The sequence below is a fragment of the Stappia sp. genome (assembly GCF_965276915.1).
Taxonomy (GTDB): Bacteria; Pseudomonadota; Alphaproteobacteria; order Rhizobiales; family Stappiaceae; genus Stappia.
Genome location: NZ_OZ255709.1, coordinates 3,952,033 through 3,974,301, shown reverse-complemented (window position 1 = coordinate 3,974,301; position 22,269 = coordinate 3,952,033). Strand labels below are relative to the sequence as shown.

The 22,269-nt window shown below is 65.0% G+C and carries 18 protein-coding genes; 15 read left to right on the top strand and 3 right to left on the bottom strand.

Translation table 11 applies throughout. The annotated features are described in order from the left end of the window. Nucleotides 1-545 precede the first annotated feature (545 nt). Nucleotides 546-1,511: a YeiH family protein gene (locus ACQY46_RS18440; protein ID WP_428697460.1), complete on the top strand. Its 966-nt coding sequence runs from the start codon at nt 546-548 to the stop codon at nt 1,509-1,511. A 49-nt stretch (nt 1,512-1,560) separates the two neighbouring features. After that, complete coding sequence (locus ACQY46_RS18435) at nt 1,561-2,463, top strand: LysR substrate-binding domain-containing protein (protein WP_428697459.1); 903 nt, start codon at nt 1,561-1,563, stop codon at nt 2,461-2,463. A gap of 42 nt (nt 2,464-2,505) precedes the next feature. Here the strand turns inward: ACQY46_RS18435 and ACQY46_RS18430 are convergent, their stop codons facing one another. Beyond that, the gene (locus ACQY46_RS18430) at nt 2,506-5,025 is read right to left on the bottom strand and encodes a hypothetical protein (RefSeq protein ID WP_428697458.1); all 2,520 of its coding nucleotides are present in this window, start codon (nt 5,023-5,025) and stop codon (nt 2,506-2,508) included. A gap of 548 nt (nt 5,026-5,573) precedes the next feature. On the opposite strand from ACQY46_RS18430, the gene ACQY46_RS18425 reads away from it, so the two are divergent. Next, nucleotides 5,574-6,677, top strand: coding sequence for an NAD(P)/FAD-dependent oxidoreductase (locus tag ACQY46_RS18425; protein WP_428697457.1), 1,104 nt, complete (start codon nt 5,574-5,576; stop codon nt 6,675-6,677). A 42-nt stretch (nt 6,678-6,719) separates the two neighbouring features. On the opposite strand, the gene ACQY46_RS18420 is transcribed toward ACQY46_RS18425, so the two are convergent. Together ACQY46_RS18420 and ACQY46_RS18415 are read right to left on the bottom strand one after the other, a co-directional pair. Beyond that, entirely contained in the window at nt 6,720-8,897 is a 2,178-nt protein-coding gene (locus ACQY46_RS18420) for a DUF294 nucleotidyltransferase-like domain-containing protein (protein WP_428697456.1), read from the bottom strand. Beyond that, nucleotides 8,894-9,520 carry an esterase gene (locus tag ACQY46_RS18415; protein WP_428697455.1) on the bottom strand — a complete coding sequence of 209 codons (627 nt, stop codon included), beginning with the start codon at nt 9,518-9,520 and terminating at the stop codon, nt 8,894-8,896. Before ACQY46_RS18415 ends, ACQY46_RS18420 begins: the two co-directional genes overlap by 4 nt. Before the next feature lie 250 nt (nt 9,521-9,770). Here ACQY46_RS18415 and ACQY46_RS18410 point away from each other — a divergent pair, with 250 nt between their 5' ends. The 12 genes from ACQY46_RS18410 (at nt 9,771) to urtE (ending at nt 22,242) form a co-directional block, all read left to right on the top strand. Continuing rightward, the gene (locus ACQY46_RS18410) at nt 9,771-10,037 is read left to right on the top strand and encodes a DUF4212 domain-containing protein (RefSeq protein ID WP_306031284.1); all 267 of its coding nucleotides are present in this window, start codon (nt 9,771-9,773) and stop codon (nt 10,035-10,037) included. Between the two features lie 12 nt (nt 10,038-10,049). Then, the gene (locus tag ACQY46_RS18405; protein WP_428697454.1) at nt 10,050-11,909 is read left to right on the top strand and encodes a sodium:solute symporter family protein; all 1,860 of its coding nucleotides are present in this window, start codon (nt 10,050-10,052) and stop codon (nt 11,907-11,909) included. A gap of 68 nt (nt 11,910-11,977) precedes the next feature. Continuing rightward, nucleotides 11,978-12,385 carry a hypothetical protein gene (locus ACQY46_RS18400; protein WP_428697453.1) on the top strand — a complete coding sequence of 136 codons (408 nt, stop codon included), beginning with the start codon at nt 11,978-11,980 and terminating at the stop codon, nt 12,383-12,385. 320 nt (nt 12,386-12,705) lie between these two features. Next, the gene (locus ACQY46_RS18395; protein WP_428697452.1) at nt 12,706-14,025 is read left to right on the top strand and encodes a purine-cytosine permease family protein; all 1,320 of its coding nucleotides are present in this window, start codon (nt 12,706-12,708) and stop codon (nt 14,023-14,025) included. 90 nt (nt 14,026-14,115) lie between these two features. Continuing rightward, nucleotides 14,116-15,135, top strand: a complete 1,020-nt coding sequence (locus ACQY46_RS18390) for an alpha/beta fold hydrolase (protein WP_428697451.1) — start codon at nt 14,116-14,118, stop codon at nt 15,133-15,135. A 194-nt stretch (nt 15,136-15,329) separates the two neighbouring features. Next, entirely contained in the window at nt 15,330-16,469 is a 1,140-nt protein-coding gene (locus ACQY46_RS18385; RefSeq protein ID WP_428697450.1) for a transporter substrate-binding domain-containing protein, read from the top strand. Between the two features lie 173 nt (nt 16,470-16,642). After that, the gene (locus tag ACQY46_RS18380) at nt 16,643-17,191 is read left to right on the top strand and encodes an ANTAR domain-containing response regulator (protein ID WP_428697449.1); all 549 of its coding nucleotides are present in this window, start codon (nt 16,643-16,645) and stop codon (nt 17,189-17,191) included. A 268-nt stretch (nt 17,192-17,459) separates the two neighbouring features. Beyond that, nucleotides 17,460-18,701 carry a transporter substrate-binding protein gene (locus ACQY46_RS18375; RefSeq protein WP_428697448.1) on the top strand — a complete coding sequence of 414 codons (1,242 nt, stop codon included), beginning with the start codon at nt 17,460-17,462 and terminating at the stop codon, nt 18,699-18,701. A gap of 78 nt (nt 18,702-18,779) precedes the next feature. Further along, nucleotides 18,780-19,649 (top strand): urea ABC transporter permease subunit UrtB, encoded by an 870-nt coding sequence (urtB, locus tag ACQY46_RS18370; RefSeq protein ID WP_428697447.1) that lies wholly within the window; start codon nt 18,780-18,782, stop codon nt 19,647-19,649. Nucleotides 19,650-19,653: 4 nt separating this feature from the next. Beyond that, entirely contained in the window at nt 19,654-20,802 is a 1,149-nt protein-coding gene (gene urtC / locus ACQY46_RS18365; protein ID WP_428697446.1) for an urea ABC transporter permease subunit UrtC, read from the top strand. Continuing rightward, nucleotides 20,799-21,551, top strand: coding sequence for an urea ABC transporter ATP-binding protein UrtD (urtD, locus tag ACQY46_RS18360; RefSeq protein ID WP_428697445.1), 753 nt, complete (start codon nt 20,799-20,801; stop codon nt 21,549-21,551). Before urtC ends, urtD begins: the two co-directional genes overlap by 4 nt. Beyond that, nucleotides 21,544-22,242 (top strand): urea ABC transporter ATP-binding subunit UrtE, encoded by a 699-nt coding sequence (gene urtE, locus ACQY46_RS18355; RefSeq protein WP_428697444.1) that lies wholly within the window; start codon nt 21,544-21,546, stop codon nt 22,240-22,242. Before urtD ends, urtE begins: the two co-directional genes overlap by 8 nt. The last annotated feature ends 27 nt before the right edge of the window (nt 22,243-22,269 follow it).

Below are 22,269 nucleotides of genomic sequence, written 5' to 3'. Positions count from 1 at the left end.
ATGTCCCCGAAAAGGGGACAGAGGGGGGAGCGAGCACCAGTCAACCCCGCCGCAACCCGTCCGGAATGACAGGAGTGCGAGCATCGCCACACGCGCCCCTCTCCCCCCTTGAGGGGGAGATGTCCCCGAAATGGGGACAGAGGGGGGAGCGGGCACCGACCAATCCCGCCGCCAGATGGTGCTGGCGCCGACCCATGCCCCTTCTCGCACCTCACCCCTCCGCGCGGCCATCGACACGTCGGCCTTTGCCCTCTCTCGGACGTCATCCCCGCCCCAGAGCGGGGATCCATTGGTACCCCCGGCCGGCGTGAAGGCTCTCGCAGTTCGCGGCAGGCATGGAGCCCTTCGCCGCCCCTGGGCCGTTGCGATAAGAATAATCGTTTCACTCGATTGTATTGATTTAAATTACTTGTTTGATCGATTGAATGGTTCACGCCATGCTCGCCGCCAATGACGGAGAACAGGCCATGAGCGTTGCCGGGACAGGCAAAACCGACTCAATATTCGGACAGAATTTCGAAAAATTTGCGCAAATATTGCCCGGATTGTGCCTCTGTGCGCTTTTGGCGGCGGTCGGCCATGCGCTGCGCCTTGTCCCCGGCCTCGACCTCTTCGGCCCGATGATCCTGGCGATCGTGCTGGCGATCCTTGTGCGCGCCCTGTTCGGCCTGCCGGCGCTTCTGGTGGCCGGCACCGCCTTTGCCGCGCGGCCGCTGCTGCGGGCCGCCGTCATCCTGCTCGGATTGCAGCTGACATTCGCCGATCTTGCCGCGCTGGGGCCCGGCGGGCTTGCCGTGATCGCCGGATCGCTCGCCGCCACATTCGTGCTGACCCTTTGGCTCGGCAGGCTTTTCGGGGTTGAGCGCGGGCTGACCGAACTGATCGCCGCTGGCACCTCGGTCTGCGGCGCCTCGGCGGTGGCGGCGGCCAATTCCGCCACCCGCGCGGGCGAGGCGGACGTTGCCTATGCGATCGCCTGCGTCACCCTGTTCGGCACGCTGGCGATGCTGGCCTATCCGCTTGTCCCCGCGCTGGCCGGGCTGGATGCCGCCGGCTACGGGCTTTTCGTCGGCGCCTCTGTGCACGAAGTGGCGCAGGTGGCGGGCGCCGGTTTCCAGCATTCGGCCGCCGCCGGCGAGGCGGCGATGGTGGCCAAGCTGTCGCGCGTCATGCTGCTGGCGCCGGTGGTGTTTGTCCTCGCCGCGCTTGCCCGGCGCAGGGCGCGTGTCGGCGGGCATGGACAGGGGGATTGCAGCGTGCCGGTGCCCTGGTTCGTGCTCGGCTTTCTGGCCATGGCGGGCCTTGCCAGCCTCATCGATATTCCCGGGGCCGTGACCGGAGGTGCGGCCACCACGACCACGGTGCTGCTGACCCTGGCGCTTGCCGCCATGGGCCTGCAGACCGATCTCGGCGCCCTCAAGGCGCGCGGCCTGCGACCGCTGCTGCTGGCCGCTGTCGCCTCGCTGTTCATTGGCCTTCTCTCCCTGCTATTGGTGAGCGTCGTCGCCTGAGCGCTGCTTTCCGGCAGGCGCGAGCAGGCGGCAGGAGGGCGCGGAGCACATGACACTGGACCAGTTACGGATTTTCGTTGCTGTCGCCGAGCGCGAGCACGTCACCCGAGCTGCGGAAGCCCTCAACCTGACCCAGTCGACGATCAGCGCGGCGATTGCCGCGCTCGAGACGCGTCACGATGTCCGCCTGTTCGACCGGATCGGGCGCGGCATCCGGCTGACGGAGGCGGGCCGCGTCTTTCTCGGCGAGGCGCGTGCGGTGCTCACCCGGGCGGAGGCCGCAAGCGCGGCGCTGGCCGATCTTGCCGGGCTTTCGCGCGGCACGCTGCGGCTGGCCGCCAGCCAGACGGTCGCGAATTACTGGTTGCCCGCCCGCCTGCAGGGGTTTCGTACCGCCTATCCCCGCATCGATCTTTCCTTACGCATCGGCAATACCGAGCAGGTCGCCGGCTGGACAGGGGAGGGCAGTGTCGACCTCGGCCTTGTCGAGGGACCGGTGGATGACGAGGACCTGTCCCCGCAGCGCATCGCCGAGGACCGGCTGGTGCTCGTCCTGCCGCGCGGCCACCTGGTCGCCGCGCGCGGGATCGTCAATGCCCGCGCCTTGCGCGAACTTTCCTTCGTCACGCGCGAGGCGGGCTCGGGCACCGGGGTGATGCTGGAGCGGCTGGCGGAGAGTGTCGGGCTCAAGCTGCACGACCTTGACATCATTATGGAAATGGCCTCGAACGAGGCGCTGCGTAGCGCCGTCGAGGCGGGCATGGGAGCAGCCGTTCTCTCCAGCCTCGTCGCTGCCGGCGGGGTGCGGGCGGGCAAGTTGTCCACGCTGGAACTTGCCCTGCCGCCGCGCCCCTTCTTCGTCCTGCACCATCGCGCCCGGCATCTTTCCCATGCCGGACGTGCCTTCCTGGAGATGCTGGAGGCGAGGCCTTCAAGAAAAACGTCGCCCTGAACAGGCGGCGCGTTCTGTTTTACATGTTCTTTTCCAGGGTCCTCAGACAATGATGTCGTCAGTGCGGCCTTCCGTGAAGCCGTACTCTATATAGTGGATCGTCGCACCGAGATAATCGGATCCGAAAACCGACTGAAGGTCGGCGTAATTGGCGAGATACTGATCGACACCGAAACCTGTTGTGCTGCGCCCCTCGCCGAAACCGTATTCGACATAGTGCTGCGTGCCCATGGCGCCGTCGGTGCCGAAGATCTGCAGCAGGTCGACATTCGAGGCGATGTAGCGGAACTCGTCGAAATTATCCAGCGCGCGCCCCTCGCCGAAGCCGCTCTCCACGTAGTGCCGGGCACCCGGGGCGGCGCTGTTGCCAAAGGCGGTGATAAGATCAGTGTGGGAGGCGACATAGGACCATTCGTCGAACGTATCCAGCGCGCGCCCCTCGCCGAAGCCACTCTCGACATAGTGCCGGGCACCTGGATCGGCGCTGTTGCCAAAGGCGGTGATAAGGTCCGAATGCGAGGCAACGTAGGACCACTCGTCGAAGGCGTCGAGCGGCCGTCCCTCTCCGAAACCGTAGCGGACATAGTGTTCGGCGGTCGGAGCCGTGCTGCCGCCGAAAGCGGTGACAAGATCGGTGTTGGACGCAAGGTACGACCACTCGTCGAAACTGTCGCGCGCGCGTCCTTCGGAAAAACCACTCTCGACATAGTGCTGCGCGCCGGGGACGGCGCTGTTGCCGAAGGCGGTGATAAGGTCCGAATGCGAGGCGACATAGGACCACTCGTCGAACGTGTCGAACGCGCGTCCCTCGGCGATGCCGCTGACGAAGAAATGCTCGATCGCCGCATTCGGGTTGGGTCCGATGGCAACCAGCAGGTCTGCATGGGACGCCAGATACTGATACGGGTCGAGCAGCGGGAAACCGTCGAGATCCACCGTGCCGCTTTCTGCGAATTGCACCCGCTCGACATTGACGAGAAGATCGATCCCCTCCGCCAGCGTTGCCACGATGCTGATATCGCCGAAGAAATAGACCTGCGCGTTGTCGATATGCCCCAGATAGATGGCGGTATCGGTACCCGCCCCGCCGTCGATGCGGTCGTTGCCCGCTCCGCCATCCAGCGTGTCGTCGCCGTCCTCGCCGTCGATGACATCATCTCCGCCGAGCGCGATGATGATATCCGCGCCCCCGCCGCCGTAGAAGAACTCACTGAGGAAGCTGCCGGTGAGTTCGTTGACGAGCTCGTCGCCGGTATGGACCGGTGCCGGGATCAGTGCCGGGTCGATGTCAAAAATGTCGAGAAACGACGAGGTTCCGGAGACTTCGGTCGGATGCGGATCGGAGACGAGCGTCGTGCCGGCTGCCGTTCCGTCGGTTCGCCAGATGGTGTCGTTGCCCTCGCGGACGAAATAGAGATATCCGCCATGGCTGTAGAAGGAGGTCGGATTGGCGCTGGTCGAGCCCGGGACAAGATCCGTGACCAGACGGGTGCCGGCTTCGGTGCCGTCCGTCACGAAGAGCTCGAAGCCGACATCGCCGCGGAAGGCCTCGAAAAACACCTGGTCGCCAACGACCACCATCTGCACGATGTTGGAGAAATCGAGCGCGCCGATCGCCGTTCCCGTGCCGCTCAAGACATAGGTGCCGAGCGCAGTGCCGTCGGAATACCAGAGTTCCTCACCGTCGCTGCTGCCGTCATTGGCGTTGAAGACGATGCCGCTGCCGAGCGCGACGGTCTGCGGGCTGGACCAGGCGCCGGTGGAGCCGGGGCGGATGTCGAGCACGAGGGAGCCGCTGCCGAGGCTGCCGTCCGACACATGGAGTTCGGTGCCGAAACCGCTGACGAACTGCCAGTAGAAAATGTTGGTGCCGGCAGCCGTGACCGATTGAACATTGTCGCCGCCGCTGTTTGCGCCGATCGACATGGCTGTGACCGCATATGTGTCCGGGTTGATCCGGTAGAAGTCGTTCTGGGACAGGTTCGTCGAACCGCGGAAATAGAGCGTGCCGCCGACATCGAACATGTACTGGACGATGACGCCGTTGATCGTGCCGTCATGCACGAGCTCGTAGGAGAGATCGGGATGCACCACATAGATGCCGGCATTTCCGGCCCGCACGTAAAGCTCGCCGCCGGACATGGCGTAGTGGTTGACAGCGAAGGGCAGCACCACTTCCGGCGCCGCGCCGCCATTGGTGGTCATCAGGGCGAAATTGCCGCCGTCGACGCCCGGTACGCTTGAGGTCTGGGCGAAGAATACCGTCTCGCCGGCAAAGCTCGAGAACCAGGCCGGATCCTGCAGATCGTTGCCATTTGCGTCGGTCAGGAGGACGGTGGCGCCGCTGCCATCCGTGTAGACCAGATTGTCGTTGAAGCCGTCGGTGTTCTGGCCGCGAAAGACGAAGCCGTTTCCGGCCGGACTGAAGGAATTCTCAAGTTGCGTCAGGTTCTCGGCGCCACGGATACTGGTCACGAGATAGGTGTGATCGGTGCCGATAACATGTCCGTAGACGCCAAAGCCGGAATGTCCGTTTGCGCGAAAGAAGAGGACGTCCGTCATCAGAAATTCCTGTCTTCATGCAAATGAATACGGCTGCACTCGGCAGCCGTTCAGTAACCCATCGGTATTGGCAGAAGAGCGTATTGTCAATTCGACGAGGTCCTTGGTGTTGCAGGCCGGCAAGACCGGCTTTCCGGCGTTGCGGACCTGCAACACATCAGACGATGACACTGCCACCATAGAACTGGGTGATTGTTGCTGTAGGCATCGAAAACGTCCCCCCGGCAGCGATCGTCAGGGAAAATCCACGTTCTGAGCGATCACTGAAGTAAACAAAAAGTTAATCTTGAAAATTGGTACTTAGCACAAGGCGGACTGTCAACGCTGGCAGGTGCAGTCCATTCTCCTGCCTGGATCGATGATCGCCGGGAAATTTTCGCCCTTGTCTCCGGGTTGACTTGAGGAGGCAGGGTTTTTTCTATATCGATCAATCGGATACCTCCCTTGCGACGGGAGGCTGGCGGGCATATCCGTCCGGGATTTGTAAAGCCGGACAAGTTTTTCTCGCAGGCGGAAAAAAAAGACCGATTTTCAATCCGGAGGAGCAAGTGGCGCAGACCTGCGATTGCCTGATCATCGGTGGCGGCATTGCCGGCATTGGACTTGCCGCCCATCTCGGACGGGATGCCAACGCCGTCGTGCTGGAGGCGGAGGATGCACCGGGCCGGCACGCAACCGGCCGCTCGGCGGCGATTTTCATCCGCAACTACGGCAATGCGACCTTGCGGGCCCTGAATGGGGCCTCTTTCCCGGTGTTGTCGACCGGCGGCGCATTCTCCGAGGAGGGCTTTTTGTCCCCGCGTGGTGAACTCGTGGTGGCGCGGGCGGACGAGATGGAGAAGTTCGCCGCCTATCGCGACGGCGCGGACGGGCTCGACGAGATCGCTGTCGAGGAGGCACAGGCGCTCTTTCCGGTCCTGCGCGCCGACCGCATCGCGGCGGCTGCCTATGAGGCGAGTGCCGCCGATATCGACGTGGACAGGTTGCTGCAGGCCTATGCGCGCAGCGCCCGCCATGCCGGCGCGCGGATTGTCACCAGCGCCCCTGTCGGCGAGATCGAGCGACTTGGCGATGTCTGGCGGGTCAAGGCCGGCGCCGAGATCTGGGAAGCACCGGTGGTGATCAATGCCGCCGGAGCCTGGGCGGACGGGATCGCCAGGCTCGCCGGGCTCGCGCCGCTGGGTCTTGTGCCGTATCGGCGTTCGGCGGCGATCCTGCCGGCACCGGAGGGGATGGACGTGTCCTCCTGGCCTGCGGTGGTGAGCGCCTCGGAGCGCTGGTACGCCAAGCCGGAGGCCGGCAAGCTGCTCGTCTCGCCGGCCGACGAGGATCCGGTCGAGCCGCATGACGCATGGCCCGAGGACATGGTGCTGGCCGAGGGCCTCGACCGGTTCGAGCAGGCGACCACCGTCGCCGTGACCCGGGTGGAGCGGAGCTGGGCGGGCCTGCGCACCTTCGCGCCCGACCGCACGCCGGTTGCCGGCTTCTCGCCGGAGGCTGAGGGGTTCTTCTGGCTTGCCGGGCAGGGGGGGTACGGCATCCAGACCTCGCCGGCCCTGTCGCGACTGGCCGCGGATCTTGTTCTTGGTCGCCGATCCTCGCTTGCGGATGCGGTCGTCGCCGCGCTCGACCCCGGTCGGTTTGCGCGGTGAGGCGGGCGCCCGGCCGCAGCGTTTTCCGCCGCAGGCCCGAGCCTACAGGCCCTGCAACAGGTCCTGCAGCATGTGGTTGATCAGGTCGATGCGGCCGAGCGCCTCGCGCAACTCGTCCTGCTCCCTGTGGCCGACCAAGGAAAGATCGACCCGGTTCGAGGGAGGAACGCCCGCCTCCAGATCGGCGATCTGCTGGCTCAGGATGAGACGCATCAGGAAAGCGTGGATGTCGGCGAGGAGTTCGGCATCGGCCTGGGAGCGCCCGGCCCGTGCCGCAGCCTGAAGAAGCCGTTGCGGCGTCGACAGGTCGCTGACGCCGTGGCGCAGCGCGATCGCCCTTGCGCCGGAGACGATTGGCAGCAATCCGCCGGTCTTCAGGTCGACGCGGCCCTTGTCGTCCTTCTTGATCCGGCCGAAGAGACCGAGCGGGGCGGCATGGCCGCCGGCAGACGCGCCGAGCGCCCGCAGCATGGCGAGCGAGCCTTTGGCGATCTCCATCGTCTCGCGGCGTAGCTCGGCCGCCAGCCGGGCTCCACCCTTGCCGGACACATGCGCGGGGGTGAAATCGTAGAAGATGTCGACGCTGAGCAGTGACTGCGGCGTCGGCCGGGCGGCCCAGTTGCGCGCCTCGTCGAGCCAGGGGCCCAGACGCCGGCGCCATTGCCGGTTTTTGGCCATGACGCCCCCCTTGCAATAGGGGATGCCGGCGCGGTCGAGGATCTCGTTGACCCGGGCGGCAAAGCGGGTGAACCAGTCGTCGGGCGCATCAAGGTCGCCGTCATAACCGTCGGCGATCACCAGCGCATTGTCCTGGTCGGGAGCCAGCAGGCTCTCGCCGCGCCCGCCCGAGCCCAGCACGAGCAGGGCATAGTCGGCCGGGGCGGGGCCGTGCCCGGCTTCGGCGAGTTCCGCTTCCGCGATCTCGGCGGCGCGCGCGGTCATCGCCCGGGCCTCCGCGGCAATGATCTGCGCCACCTGGCGGGCATCCTGTCCGTCGGCGAGCAGGCCTGCCGCGAGCGAGGGCAGGGCAGCCTGCACGCGCGCAAGGTCGCGCGGGCGTTTGGCGGTGGCGATCTCGTCGCCGACGGTGAGGGTGGCGAGCGCCCGCTTGCGCAGCAGCGTGCGCAGCGTGAAGACGCCGGCGAGCCGCCCGGCCGCGTCGGTGACGCCGATATAGCGCAGGTTGCGGCGCGCCATCAGGCCGAGCGCCCGGTAGAGGAAGGTCTCGTCCGGGGCGCTGATGACCGGATGGCTCATGACGCTGCCGACGGTCACCGCGGAGGCGGCTGCTCCCTCGCGGGCAAGGGCATGCAGCACGTCGCGCTCGGTGAGGATGCCGGGTTCGTCGCCCGCATCTGCCGGATCGACGATGAGGCAGCCGATGCCGCGCTCGGCCATCAGGCTGGCGGCCTCGTGCAGGCTCGCCTGCGCATGGATCGCGATCGGCGGGCTGTTCATCACGTCGCCCAGCCGCTGACGATAGAGGAAACTGTCTATGGCGCGCTGGCTGCCGGTCTTCAGCGTGGCACGGGAGAAGTCGGGCCGATCCGTCGGACGGGCGAACCAGCCGGCCTCCTCCTGGCGGGCGATCAGGCCGGCGGGCTTGCGGCAGAGGTTTTCCGCCTCGGCAAGGGTGCGGATGCCATTGGCCAGCAGCCGCGGATTGAAGGCGGAGTAGATCCTGGCGGTGGCGAGCGCGTCGCCGATGGCGGTGTGCCGGCCCTCGATCGGGATGCCGAGGCCAAGCGCCAGACTGTCGAGCGAGGTGTCGATCATCTCGCGGTCGAGACCGGCGACCATCAGCGCGACGTCGAGCGCGCGCGGTTCGCGCCAGGCGATGCCGTGACGGTCGGCCTCGTGACGCAGAACGGCGAGATCGAAATGGATCGAATGACCGACGACAACCGCATCGCCGATGAATGCGAGCAGTTCGGGGCCGACCTCGGCGAAACCGGGCGCGCCGCGCAGGTCCTCGTCGCCAAGCCCGTGCACCCGTCGCGAAACGTCGGGAACGGGAATGCCGGGATCGACCAGCCTTTCAAAACGCTTGTCGGCCTGGATCTCGACGCCTTCCATGCGCACCGCGCCGATCTGCACGATACGGTCCTTGCGAATGTCGAGGCCGGTCGTCTCCGTATCCAGGACAACGACGTCGAGCCCGATCAGCGGGGTGGCGCCGGCGCGCTGGCCGTTGCCGCTCCCGGCGGACCCGAAGATCACGGCAGGGCCGCCATCCGCTCCGCCAGTTGTGCGGCGAAGGCGTCGAGGTCGATCCGCTTGCGCAGGGTTGCCTGGTAGTCGATGAAACGGAAGGCGACATTGTTGACGACCATGATCTGGTCGGCCTCGCGCACCGCCTTGTCGATGGGGGCGTGGTCGAGCAGGCGCATGGCCGTGGCGATGGAAATCGCGTCCGGCTTGAGCGGCGGCTTGGCCATGTAGACCTCAAGCCGGGCATCGAACTCGGCGATCAGGTCGCTCCATCCCTTGTCGGCCCGGTGCTCGGGCATCTCCTCTGCGGCCAGCACCTCGCGGTAAAGCTCGCCGAGCACACTGGCCCGGCGCACCGGATCCGCCGGCAGACCGTCCCTGTGGTCGGCCTCGATGATCAGAATCAGGTCCTGCACCGCAACAGCGAAGGCCTCCCATTTGCAGATTTGCAGGGCCAGGCCGAATCCCTCGTCCTGGAACAGACGGGGACCGGCGAGCAATGTGCGTGCCCGCAAGTAGGAGTAGCTGGCGCCCTGGGCCAGGAATGCGGCGCCGGCCCGGATTGCCTCGACGGCAGCCGGCCAGTCCGAGCGTTTGCGGCGCGGCATCAAGGTCCCAATCAATTCAAGCACTTGGCGGTTCTCCCTGCGGTTCGGCTCCCTTGCCGGGATTTGCCGATTAGTCTTTCGGATAACTTCCCTTTTCTACATTGAACAGAATAACCTTGGCGCGCAAGTATCTCTGCGCCGCAATATAATTCATGCTGCTAGTGCGAAAAGTCGGGAGGATCGACAATTCGACTTTAGGATTATCTTGCGCCGGAGAGGGTGGGGCTGACGAAGGTCGATCAGCCAACGGAATGCATCAGTGGGAGGATTTACCTTGACCGAGAAACTGCCACCGGAAGTGGCGGAGGCGCACTGGACGAAGACGCGGAACCTGATGTGGGTGACGCTGGCGGTCTGGGCGGTTTTCAGCTTCTTCATCCATTTCTTCGTGTCGGCGTTGAACAACGTCGTCATCCTGGGCTTCCCGCTTGGCTTTTACATGGCCGCGCAGGGATCCCTCATCGTCTTCGTCGTGCTGATTTTCTGGTTCGCCGCGCGCCAGAACGCCATCGACGAGGAATTCGGCGTTGCCGAAGACTAAGGGGGATCACCGATGGGCTTTTCAATGAAGGGTGATTTCACCGACAACCTTGGCAAGATCTATGGCATTTATGTCGGCGGTTTTGCGTTCTTCGTCGTGCTGATGGCGATCTTCGCCACGATCGGCGTGCCGGACCACATCATCCTGTGGTGCTACATGGCGGCGACGATCGGCATCTATGCCTTCATCGGCATCATGTCGCGCACCGCACAGGTGTCCGAATACTACGTTGCCGGGCGCTCCGTGCCCGCGGTCTATAACGGCATGGCGACCGGCGCCGACTGGATGTCCGGCGCTTCCTTCGTCGGCATGGCCGGCACGCTCTTCGTGCTCGGTTACGACGGTCTTGCCTTCGTGCTCGGCTGGACCGGCGGCTACGTGCTGGTGGCGGTGCTCCTGGCGCCGTATCTGCGCAAGTTCGGTGCCTACACGGTGCCCGACTTCCTCGGCACCCGCTATGGCGGCAACATGGCGCGCCTCGTCGGCATCGTCGTGCTGTTCTGCTGCTCCTTCACCTACATCACCGCGCAGGTCTATGCCTCGGGCATCATCGCCTCGCAGTTCCTCGGGATCGACTTCCGCTATGCCGTCTTCGCCGGCCTTGCGGGCATTCTCGTGTGCTCGATGCTGGGTGGCATGAAGGCCGTGACATGGACGCAGGTGGCGCAGTACATCGTGCTGATCGTCGCCTATCTGCTTCCGGCCATCTGGATGTCGACCGTTCAGTTCGGCATCCCGATCCCGCAGCTCACCTATGGCGGTGCGCTGGCGCAGATCTCGCAGTACGAGCAGCTCCTGGAGGTCACGCGCACGCATGTCGCGCCGTTCCAGACCTACAGCCCGATGGACTATTTCTTCCTGATCTTCTGCCTGATGGTCGGCACGGCTTCGCTGCCGCACATCCTGATGCGCTTCTTCACGACCCCGACGGTTCGTGAGGCACGCAAGTCGGTCGGCTGGTCGCTGTTCTTCATCTTCCTGCTGTACTTCACGGCACCGGCCTATGCCGCCTTCTCGAAGTTCAACCTGATGGGTCTCTTCGTGGCGGCCGGCGCGGATGCAAGCTACCAGCTTGCCTTCACGGCCATTCCGGAGTGGATGACCCAGTGGGGCTCCATCGCGGGCCACCAGCTGGTGACGATCTGCGGCGTCAAGGCGGAGACCGTCGCGGCGATCCAGGCGGCCTGCGAAGCGAAGGGCTTCGCCACCGGCTTCCCGTATACGGAACTGAAGCTGAACAACGACATGATCGTGCTTTCGACCCCGTCGATCGCCGGCATGCCGATCTGGGTTGTCGGTCTCGTCGGCGCGGGCGGGTTCGCCGCGGCGCTGTCGACCGCCGACGGCCTGCTGCTGGCCATCGCCAATGCCCTGTCGCACGACGTCTACTACAAGATGATCGACCCGAAGGCCGACTCCAAGCGTCGCCTGATGGTCGCCAAGATCCTTCTCGTGGTGGTTGCTCTTGCGGCAGCGTTCCTGGCGCGCACCAAGCCGTCCGACATCCTGTCGATGGTGGCGTGGGCGTTCTCGATCGCCGCGGCCGGCCTCTTCGCCCCGCTCGTCATGGGCGTGTGGTGGAAGCGGACGACCAACATGGGCGCGGTGCTCGGCATGGCTACCGGCTTCCTTACGACGATGTATTACCTGATCGGCAACGTCTACGGCTTTGACCTGGTCAAGGGCACGGGCGACGAGATCACGTGGTTCGGCGTCGCATCGATCTCCGCCGGCGTGTTCGGTGTCCCGGTTGCCTTCATCGTCACCTATGTGGTGTCGCTGGTGACGCCGGAACCGAGCGAGGAAATGCAGGACTTCGTCGATCGTCTGCGTCTGCCGAAAGGCGGCACGATGATGGTTCAAACGCACTGACGAACCCGCTATAGACATGACGCAGGGCCTCCGGGCCCTGCGTTTTCATTCCGGATCGGACAATTCCCATGAAGGCTTCCGCGCTCAGCGGCGTTCTCCTGCTCGTCGGCACCTACCTGCTGGCGGTCGTGACCTTTCTTCTTGGCGGCGCACCGACCGAGGTCGCCGTCTTCCTTGGCGGCACCTACGCGCTCACCGCGATGGCGGCCTTCCTGTTCTCGCGCGGCATTCTGGAGCTTGTCGTGGGGGCGGATCGCGACATCACCTTCTTCGTGGTGCTGCGCAAGCTGACCGACCCGCTGCTCGCCCTTACCGCGCCACTGACGCCCGCGTTCCTGCTGCCTTTCGCGGTCTCGCTCTATGCGGCGTTTCTGTTCTTCTTCCTGAAGCTGTTTCTGTTCGGCGACGCCTTCCTCAACATCCCGCCGCTGTTCATCGTGCTCTACCTGATGGTGAGCACGACACTTCAGGGATGAGAATGGCTCCCGGTCTTCGTACGAAAAGGTCGTGCGATGGCCGTGTCGCGCAATTGACACAAAAAAAATCGGCGTCTAGTGTAACAATTGCCTGACTGAATGGTCGGGCGGCAGCAACGGCGCTGTCCGATATCGCAGGCAAAAAGGCCTCCACATGCCTCCTTCTCAGGAGCCATGCGGAGGCCTTTTTGCGTTTCTGGTCCAGCTGGACCGTTTGGGTCGGGCAGCCGGGCGGCAACAAAAAGAAAGCCGCGGCGCCGGACATGGCCGGGCATTGCGCGGGGGAGCCTTCCCGCCCGCGGGCCCGTTGGGGGGTATGCATGTCGAAATTGTCGAAAGAGGTCGAAGCCGTGGAAACGGAAGTCGACCATGTCCTGGGGGCCGAGTACGAGCATGGCGCCGTTCCGCTGACCGCGCGGCGCAGCATGTTCTCGGTCACCACCGTGTGGATCGGTTTCCCGATGATCATCACCGGGGCCATGACCGGGTCCCTGCTCGTTCTCGGCATGGGCTTTTCCGATGCGCTGACCGCGATGATCATCGGCAATGCCATCATGTTCGCCTATGTCGGCGCGCTGGGCGTGCTGGGGACGCGGACGGGATTGAACTTCTCGCTGCTGGCCAGCATCGTTTTCGGCCGCAAGGGCTACGTGCTCGCCTCCGGCCTGCTTTCGACGTTGCTGCTCGGCTGGTACGCCGTGCAGACCGGCATCACCGGCGCGCTGATCAGCACCGCCTACGATCTCAACTATGTGGTGATGACGGTGATCGCCGGGGCGCTCTATATCGGCATCACCTTTGTCGGGGTGCGCGGATTGCACGCCATCGGCCTCGTCTCGGTGCCGCTCTTCGTCGTGCTCGGCCTCTACGTCATGTTCGACGCGGCCGCGACGACGTCCTGGGAGGCGATCGCCGCCTATCCGGGCAACAATGGCGTCGCCACCATGTCGATGGGCGTCGGGCTCACGGTGGTGATCGCGCTCTTTATCGACGCAGGCACGGTGACCGCCGACTTCAACCGCTGGGCCGCCGACACGAAGAGCTCGATCGTCGCGACCTTCAGCGCCTTTCCCTTCGCCAACCTGGTCGCCATGCTTGTCGGCGGTGTGACGACCGCGGCCCTTGCCGTGCCGGATGCCAATCCCTTCGGCGCCGACAACATGTTCGGCTACATGAACGCCAAGCAGCTGACGTTCCTGAGCGTGCTGGCCTTCCTGTTCCTCTACTGCAACCTCGGCTCGGTCTGCGCCCACTGCCTCTACAACGCGGCCACGGGCTGGTCGCGCATCGTCGGCAGCCACATGCGGCTGATGGCGGTGGTGCTGGGTGCCATCGGCATCGTGATCGCCGCCGGCAACGTGTGGGCCTTCTTCATCGAATGGCTGTCGCTGCTCGGCATCCTGGTGCCGCCGATCGGGGCGATCATCATCGTCGACCAGTTCTGGACCCGCCGCAACGCGGTGATCGACCGGGACTGGCGGGCCGGAGCCTTCCTCGCCTGGGGCATCGGCTCGCTCGTCGCCTTCGGCGTCGAATTCTACGCCCCGCAACTGTCCACGGCCATTTGCGCCGGGCTCGCCGGCGGCATCGCCTATGCGGTCATATCCTTCACGGCCGCGCCTGCCAAGGCGTCGGCCTGACCGCATCCGCCCGCGGCTGCTCTTCCCACCGGCCGCGGGCGGGCCCCTTGTTTCCGGCGCTTTGCGCCGCAGTCCTATCCGGAGATCCAGATGAGCCTCGACTACGAGATTTTCGACCTCGGCGACTTCACCCTGCAGCGTGGCGCGACCCTGCGCGGCGCGCATCTCGCCTACAAGACGTTCGGAACGCTGTCGGCGAAGCGCGACAACGCCATCGTCTACCCGACCTGGTATTCGGGCCAGCACATGGACAACGAGTGGCTGGTCGGAACGGGGATGGCGCTCGATCCGGAAAAGTATTTCATCATTATTCCCAACATGATCGGCAACGGGCTCTCGTCGAGCCCGAGCAATACGGCCGAGCCCTACAACGCGGCACGGTTTCCCAAGGTGACCGCCTATGACAATGTCCGCGCCCAGCACCGGCTGGTGACGGAAAAGTTCGGCATCGAGCGGCTGCCGCTCGTTGTCGGCTGGTCGATGGGTGCGTTGCAGACCTTCCACTGGGGGGCGATGTTCCCCGACATGGTCGAGCGGATCGCGCCGTTCTGCGGTTCGGCGAAGTGCTCGCGGCACAATTTCGTCTTCCTGGAGGGCGTCAAGGCGGCGCTGACGGCCGATGCCGCCTGGAACGAGGGCTGGTACGAGAAAAAGCCCGAGCGGGGCCTGCGTGCCATGGCGAGGGTCTATGCCGGCTGGGGCTTCTCGCAGGCCTTCTACCGCGAAGAGCTTGACCTGAAGACGCTCGGGTTCTCGTCGCTGGAGGATTTTCTGGTCGCCTTCTGGGAGGGGTTCTTCCTGCCCAAGGACGCCAACAACCTGCTGACCATGCTGTGGACCTGGCAGAATGGCGACATCAGCGACAACCATCTCTACAATGGCGACTTCAAGGCAGCGCTCGCGGCGATCAAGGCCAAGGCCTTCGTCATGCCGGGCCGCACGGACCTTTACTTCCCGCCGGAAGACAGCGCGTTCGAGGTCGCCAACATGCCGAACGCCGAACTGGTTCCGATCGAGTCGATCTGGGGCCATTTCGCCGGCGGTCCGGGAACCAACCCGGTCGACGTCGCCTTTCTTGACGCCAAGCTGAAGGAGTTGCTTGCGTCCTGAGGACCCTTGCGCGCGCGTCGGCCCCGCACCGGAAACATTCGGGCGGGGCAGGAAAGCGACAGCGCGCAGGGCGCGGGGAGGAGACACGCCAGGGACGAAATATCGTCAATTCTCGCGAGGGGAGTGGTAGTGTCAGGGCGCGCAAAAAAACGGCGGCAAAAGCCGGCGCCATCCAGAATGAGGGACAGCCTGTGGTGAGTTCAGGTCACACATCCGAACCGTGGCGTGTCGGGGTGCTGTTTTCGCAAAGCGGCTTCATGGCCGTGATTGAGGAAACGCAACTCCGCGGAACGCTTACGGCCATCGACGAGATCAACGCGGCCGGGGGCATCAACGGCCGGCCGCTGGAACCGGTGATCTACGATCCGGGTTCCGAGGCGCGCGCCTTCGGGCGCTACGCCCGCAAGCTGATGATCGAGGACGGCGTCAGCACGATGTTCGGCTGCTACACGTCCTCGAGCCGGCGGGCCGTGCTGCCCGTCGTCGAGCGGCTCAACGGACTGCTCTGGTATCCGACGCTCTACGAGGGGTTCGAGTTCTCGCCCAACGTCATCTACACGGGAGCCGCACCCAACCAGAACAGCGTCGAATTGTGCCGGCTGCTGATGGAGGCCTATGGGCGGCGCTTCTTCTTCATCGGCTCCGACTACGTCTATCCGCGCGAATCCAATCGCATCATGGGCGAACTGGTGCGCAACAGCGGCGGCGAGGTGGTGGGCGAACGCTACCTGCGGCTCAACGCGGACCGCTCCGAGTTCCAGCCCTTGATGCGGGAGGTGAAGGCGGCGCAGCCGGACGTGATCTTCTCTACCGTGGTCGGCGACAGCACCGTCTTCCTCTACCAGACCTACCACGATTTCGGTTTCAATCCGAAGGTGATGCCGATTGCCAGCCTGACAACCACGGAGGCCGAGATCCAGGCGATGGGTTTCGACGTGGGTGAGGGGCATCTGACGGGCGCGCCCTATTTCCAGGGCATCGGCAACGAGAGGAATTCGTCCTTCGTCGAACTCTACAAGAAGCGCTACGGCGACGACCAGTCGACCAACATGTGCCTGGAGGCGGCCTATTTCCAGGTTCACATCTTCGCCAAGACGCTGGAGCAGACCAACTCGATCGACACGGAGATCATGCGGACATCGGTGATGGGGTCGGAATTCGACGCGCCGCAGGGCAATATCGCGGTCAATCCGGTCTGTGGCCACACCGATCTGTGGACGCGCGTTGGCCGGGCCAACCGGCAGGGGCAGTTCGATCTGGTTTATGAATCGTCCAGCCGGGTCAAGGCCGATCCCTATCTGATCGGCTACTCCCGCAATCTCGCCTATGCGTGACAGTCGCCCGGGCGATATCGGCCGCAAGAGCCGGCCCCGGGAACCTTGAGGACAGATTTCCGATGCGCAGGATGCAGAACGACATGGCAGGTCAGGCCGGTGCGCGGACACAGCGCGCAACACCTTCGCAACGCGGCGCGCGTCCGGCCCAGGCAAGCTTTCCCTTCGCCGACATGTCCATCGCGGTGATCACGGATCGCGACCGGGACGGCGATGCGTTCATTCGCGAGTTGCAGAAGCTGCGCGCCAATCCGCACCATATCTGGCCGGCGCCGCCGCATCTGCCGCTGGGGTTCGACGCGATCTTCTGCGATCTCGTCGAGGACCTGCCGCGCCGGGTGCCGTGGCTGCCCGGCGAGCCGGAGGCGGCCCTCATCGTGATGCTGAAGAAGCAGGCGGCCTTCCGCCCGGACCTGATCCGCGACTGCGCCGCGCATGGCGTTCTCGTGCTGCCGGCGGAGCCGCTCTCCGTGCAGTGCACGCTGGCACTGGCACGCGACCATTTCCGCTACGAGCAGCGCCTGCGCGGGCGGATAGACAAGCTGGACGAGAACCTGCGCAACATGCGCAGCGTCGAACGGGCGAAGTCGATCGTGATGCACAAGAACAAGTTGAGCGAGGAAGAGGCTTACCAGTTCTTGCGTCGACAAGCGATGTCGAGGAGGGTTTCCATCGGGGCAGTTGCAAATGCAATTGTTGACTCCCAGGAACTTCTTGGGTAGTTTTTCGTTCAAGCGTTGAGGAGCGCTTGATAGGTGGCAACGAAGCCACCTGAAATGCAGGCATTGGTGCCCCGCGACTGTCCGTGAAAGCGGCTTCGCGGGTTTTTTTGCGTTCGCGCACCGTAGTGCGCGGCACCGAATACTTGCGTGCCAGCGACCGGATGGTCGCCCACAAACAAAAATGCGTTGGCAGTGAAGCCCCGCCGTCGTCCGCCCGCAAGGCGGCCGCGCGGGGTTTTTGCGTTCGACCAGAGGGTGAGAGATGACAATGAAGAGACGCAGTTTCCTGAAAGGGGCGGCAGCCACAGGCGCGATCGTCGCCACCGGGTTCCCGCATATCTGGAACAAGAACATGGACCTGGCCCGGGCGGCTGATGGCGAGATCAAGGTCGGGGTCCTGTTCTCGCTGACCGGAACGACGGGCATCATCGAGGAGTCCCTGAACAAGGCGACGCTGCTCGCCATCGAGGAGATCAACGATGCGGGCGGCATCAACGGCATGCGGCTGGTGCCCATCGTCGAGGACCCGGCCTCCGATCCCGCGACCTTCGCGGAGAAGGCGCGCAAGCTCGTCGTCGGCGACAAGTGCGTCTCGGTCTTCGGCTCCTACACCTCGGCCAGCCGCAAGGCGGTGCTGCCGGTCTTCGAGCGGCGCGACAATCTCTACTGGTACCCGACCCTCTACGAGGGGCGCGAATGCTCGAAAAACGTCATCTACACCGGCGCCGTGCCGAACCAGCAGCAGAACGAGTTCATTCCCTGGCTGGTGCAGAATTTCGGCAAGAAATTCTACCTGATCGGCTCGAACTACATCTACCCGAAGGAGGAGAACAACTACTGCAAGAAGATGCTTGAAAGCCTCGGCGGCGAGGTGGTCAACGAGGAATACGTGCCGCTCGGCCATTCGGAATTCTCGTCGGTGATCAACAAGATCCGTTCGAGCGAGCCGAATGTCATCTTCTCCACCGTCGTCGGCGATTCCGTCGTGGCGCTGCATCGCCAGTACCGCGCGGCCGGCCTCGATCCGCAGAAGATGCCGATGGCGAGCCTCACCACGTCGGAGAACGAGGTCGCGGCGATGGGCGGCGAGGCGGCCGCCGGCCACTTCACCTCCGCCCCCTACTTCATGGTGCACAAGTCGCCGGAGAACGAGCGTTTCGTCGCCGCCTACAAGCGCCGCTGGGGCGACGACAAGGTGACCCATTTCGTCTCCGAGCCGTCCTATTTCCAGGTGCATCTGTTCAAGCAGGCGGTGGAGCAGCTGGCGCCCAGCGACATCACCCCGCCGACGATCCGCGAGGCGGTGAAGGGGCAGGAGCTGATGGCTCCGCAGGGCCACATCCGGGTCGACCCGGAAAGCCTGCATACCTGGCTCTGGCCGAAGATCGCGATGGCCCGCGCCGACGGACAGTTCGAGGTGCTGACCAGCTCGTCCGACTGGCTGCTTCCCGAACCCTACGCCGCCTATCCCGGCCAGTCCTGCACCGAGGCGGGCCTCGTCCAGAAGTGACGGATACCTGCCTTCCGCGACCCGGCGCGTGTGCGCCGGGTCCCATCCCCTGCCGCCGTCTTCGCGAGGGAACGTGACGTGGACTTCTTCATTCAACAACTGATGACCGGCCTCAGCATCGGCTCGATCCTGCTGCTGGTCGCGCTGGGCCTGGCGATCATCTACGGCTCGATGGGCGTCATCAACATGGCGCATGGCGAGTTCGTCATGCTGGGAGCCTATGGCGCCTGGGCGATGAACGCCTATTTCGGCCTCGGCCTGCTGGCCAGCCTTGCCTTCGTTTTCGTTGGCGTCGGCGCCTTCGGGTTCGCGGTGGAGCGCGGCGTGATCCGCTTTCTCTACCGGCGGCCGCTCGACACCATCCTCGCCACCTGGGGCATCGGCGTGATGCTGCAGCAGGCGGTGCGCCTCTTCGCCGGCGGCGAGCTGCGTTACGTGGAGATGCCCTCGCTGCTGAGCGGCACTGTGTCCGTGTTCGGCACCATCGTGCCCGGATACCGGGTGTTCATCTTTCTGTTCGTCGCGGCGCTCTTCCTGGTCACCTGGCTCCTGATGTTCCGCACCTCCTTCGGCACGCGGCTGCGCGCGGTGGTGCAGGACCGGCAGACGGCGATGTGTTTCGGCGTCAACGCGGACCGGGTGTACAGCCTGACCTTTGCCTATGGCGCCGGACTTGCCGGACTCGCCGGGGCCCTGGTCGCGCCCTTGAAGAGCGTCTCGCCGGAAATGGGCGGCGCCTATGTGGTCGACGCCTTCTTCGTTGTCGTGCTCGGCGGCGTGCAGAGCCTGTTCGGCACGGTGGCAAGCGCCGCGCTGCTCGGCCAGATGAGCGGCTCGCTCGCCTATCTGGCCAACGACACGATCGCCAAGGCCCTCGTCCTGCTCGCCATCATCGTCCTGATCCGTTTCCGGCCTCAGGGCCTCTTCGCCACCAAGGTCCGGAGCTAGTTCCATGACACGACCGATTTCCGCCTTGCGCGGCGCCGGCGAGGCGAGGCTGCAATTCGCGCTCTACGCCCTCGTCTGCCTCGCCATCTTCCTGGTGCCGCTCGCCGTCGGCGACGATTTCCTGCTCAACCGCTATGCCCGCTATCTGGTGCTCGGCATGGTCGCCATGGCGCTCAGCCTCTCCTGGGGCTATGCCGGCATCCTCAATCTGGGCCAGGCGCTGTCCTTCGGCCTCGGCTCCTACTGCATGGCAATGGCGCTGAAGCTGCGCACGGTGCCGGTGCACACCGGCTCCGACGGGTTGCCGGACTTCATGGTCTGGAACAATGTCGAGACGCTTCCCTGGTTCTGGGTGCCGTTCCACTCGACCGCCTTTGCCATCCTGGCCGGCATTGCGGTGCCGGTGCTGGTCGCCTGCGTGCTCGGCTGGTTCATCTTCCGCGGCCGGGTCACCGGCGTCTTCGTGGCGATCATCACGCTGGCGACGCTGGTCGTTGCCAACCTTTTGATCATCGACCGCCAACCCTATACCGGCGGCTTCAACGGCATCACCGACCTGGCCCAGCTGTCGCTGTTCGGCTTCACCTTCGATGCCTATTCGAAGTCGACCTACTACTTGGTCGCCGCCTGCCTCACCGTTTCGCTCTTCGCCTGCCTGGCGCTGACCCGCTCCAAGGCCGGCCTCATCCTGCAGGCGATCCGCGACGACGAGCGGCGGGTGCGGTTCTTCGGCTATGACGTTGCCGCCTACAAGATGCTGGCCCTGGCCGTCTCGGCCGCCGTCGCAGGGCTTGCCGGCATGCTCTACACGGTGGTGATGGAGTTCGCCTCGCCGACCTTCCTCGACGTGTCGCTGTCGCTTTCCATCGTCATCTGGTGTGCCGTCGGCGGCCGCCAGAGCCTGCTCGGCGCGACGCTGGGGGCGATCCTGATCGCCGGGATGCAAGGCGCGCTGTCGGAATCCGAAGCCTTCCTCGACACCTGGATGCTGGTGATGGGCGCGATCTTCGTGACCGTCGTCCTGGTGCTGCCCAACGGTCTTGCCGGTCTCGTCTCGGCCGGCGCGCATCGGTTGGCCGCGATGCTGGCGAGCCGCGACCCTCGCCGCGGCGAGACGGTTCATCTCGGCAAGCCCGCGGAGGACCGCCCGTGAGCGCGCATCTGGAGCTCTCCGACATCCGCGTCAGCTTCAACGGCTTCCTTGCCGTCAACGGGCTGAACCTTTCCATCTCGAAAGGCGAGCTGCGCTGCCTGATCGGACCCAACGGGGCCGGCAAGACCACCGCGCTCGACCTGATCTGCGGCAAGACGCGGCCGGATGGCGGGTCCGTCCGCTACGCCGGGCAAGAGCTGTCGCACATGGAGGAGCACCTGATCGCCCGGGCCGGGGTGGGGCGCAAGTTCCAGGTTCCCAGCGTCTTCCGCCAGCTCAGCGTGCGCGACAATCTGGAAGTCGCCATGTGCCGGCATACCGGTGTCTTCGCGACCCTCTTTCGCCCGGCACGCGGTCGCAACGGCGAGGGGCTGGAGACACTGGCCGAATTCGTCGGACTGGCCGATGCGCTCGAAGAACCGGCCGCAAACCTCTCGCATGGCCAGACCCAGTGGCTGGAGATCGCCCTGCTGCTTGCCCAGGACAGCGAGCTGATCCTGCTCGACGAGCCGACAGCCGGGATGACCCAGCAGGAGACGGTGAAGACCGCCGACATCTGCAACCGGCTGAAGGGCAAGCACACCATCGTCGTGGTCGAGCACGACATGGGCTTCGTGCGCGAGATCGGCGACGTCATCTCTGTGATGCATCAGGGCCAGCTTCTCGCGGAAGGAACGGTGAGGGAGGTCTCGCAGCACGAGAAGGTGCGTGAGGTCTACCTCGGATCGATGGGGATCGGCGGTGCTTGAGATCAGCGGACTGAATGGTTTTTACGGCAATTCGCGCGCGCTCAGCGACGTATCGCTCAGTGTTGCTTCGGGAGGCTTCCTGTCGGTGCTGGGACGCAACGGGGTCGGCAAGACGACCCTGATGCGCGCCGTGCTCGGCCTGCTCGATCGCACGGACGGGGAGATCCGCCTGCAGGGCGCGGATATCTCCGCCCTGGCGACGCACGAGCGGGCGCGCGCCGGCATCGGCTACGTGCCGCAGGGTCGGGGCATCCTGCCGCGCTTCACCGTGGAGGAAAACCTGCAACTCGGCGGTTTTGCGCGCACCAGCGGGCGCGGCGCCGAGCTGGAGGCGCTCGTCTACCGGATGTTCCCGGTCCTCAGGGAGTTCCGGGGGCGGGCCGGCGGCAACCTGTCCGGCGGACAGCAGCAGCAGCTCGCCATCGGTCGGGCGCTGATGAGCGATCCCTCGATCATCCTGCTCGACGAGCCGGCGGAGGGCATCCAGCCCAACATCGTCGAGCAGATCGAGCAGGCGATCGTCTCCCTCAACAAGGATCTCGGCATCGCCATCGTGCTTGTCGAGCAGGACATCCAGTTTGCGCGCCGTGCCAGTTCCGCTTTCGCGATCCTGGAGAAAGGGCACGTCGTTGCATCCGGGCCCGTCGCCGATCTGACGGATGAACTGGTCCACCGGCACATGGCGGTGTGATCGCCGCCGGCCCAACCGGGACCGAAC

Excerpts from the sequence above, each read along its gene's own strand:
- ACQY46_RS18435 (WP_428697459.1), top strand. The coding sequence starts at position 1,561 with ATGACACTGGACCAGTTACGGATTTTCGTTGCTGTCGCCGAGCGCGAG.
- ACQY46_RS18430 (WP_428697458.1), bottom strand. The coding sequence starts at position 5,025 with ATGACGGACGTCCTCTTCTTTCGCGCAAACGGACATTCCGGCTTTGGC.
- ACQY46_RS18405 (WP_428697454.1), top strand. The coding sequence starts at position 10,050 with ATGGGCTTTTCAATGAAGGGTGATTTCACCGACAACCTTGGCAAGATC.
- ACQY46_RS18400 (WP_428697453.1), top strand. The coding sequence starts at position 11,978 with ATGAAGGCTTCCGCGCTCAGCGGCGTTCTCCTGCTCGTCGGCACCTAC.
- ACQY46_RS18395 (WP_428697452.1), top strand. The coding sequence starts at position 12,706 with ATGTCGAAATTGTCGAAAGAGGTCGAAGCCGTGGAAACGGAAGTCGAC.
- ACQY46_RS18390 (WP_428697451.1), top strand. The coding sequence starts at position 14,116 with ATGAGCCTCGACTACGAGATTTTCGACCTCGGCGACTTCACCCTGCAG.
- ACQY46_RS18380 (WP_428697449.1), top strand. The coding sequence starts at position 16,643 with ATGTCCATCGCGGTGATCACGGATCGCGACCGGGACGGCGATGCGTTC.
- ACQY46_RS18375 (WP_428697448.1), top strand. The coding sequence starts at position 17,460 with ATGAAGAGACGCAGTTTCCTGAAAGGGGCGGCAGCCACAGGCGCGATC.
- urtC (WP_428697446.1), top strand. The coding sequence starts at position 19,654 with ATGACACGACCGATTTCCGCCTTGCGCGGCGCCGGCGAGGCGAGGCTG.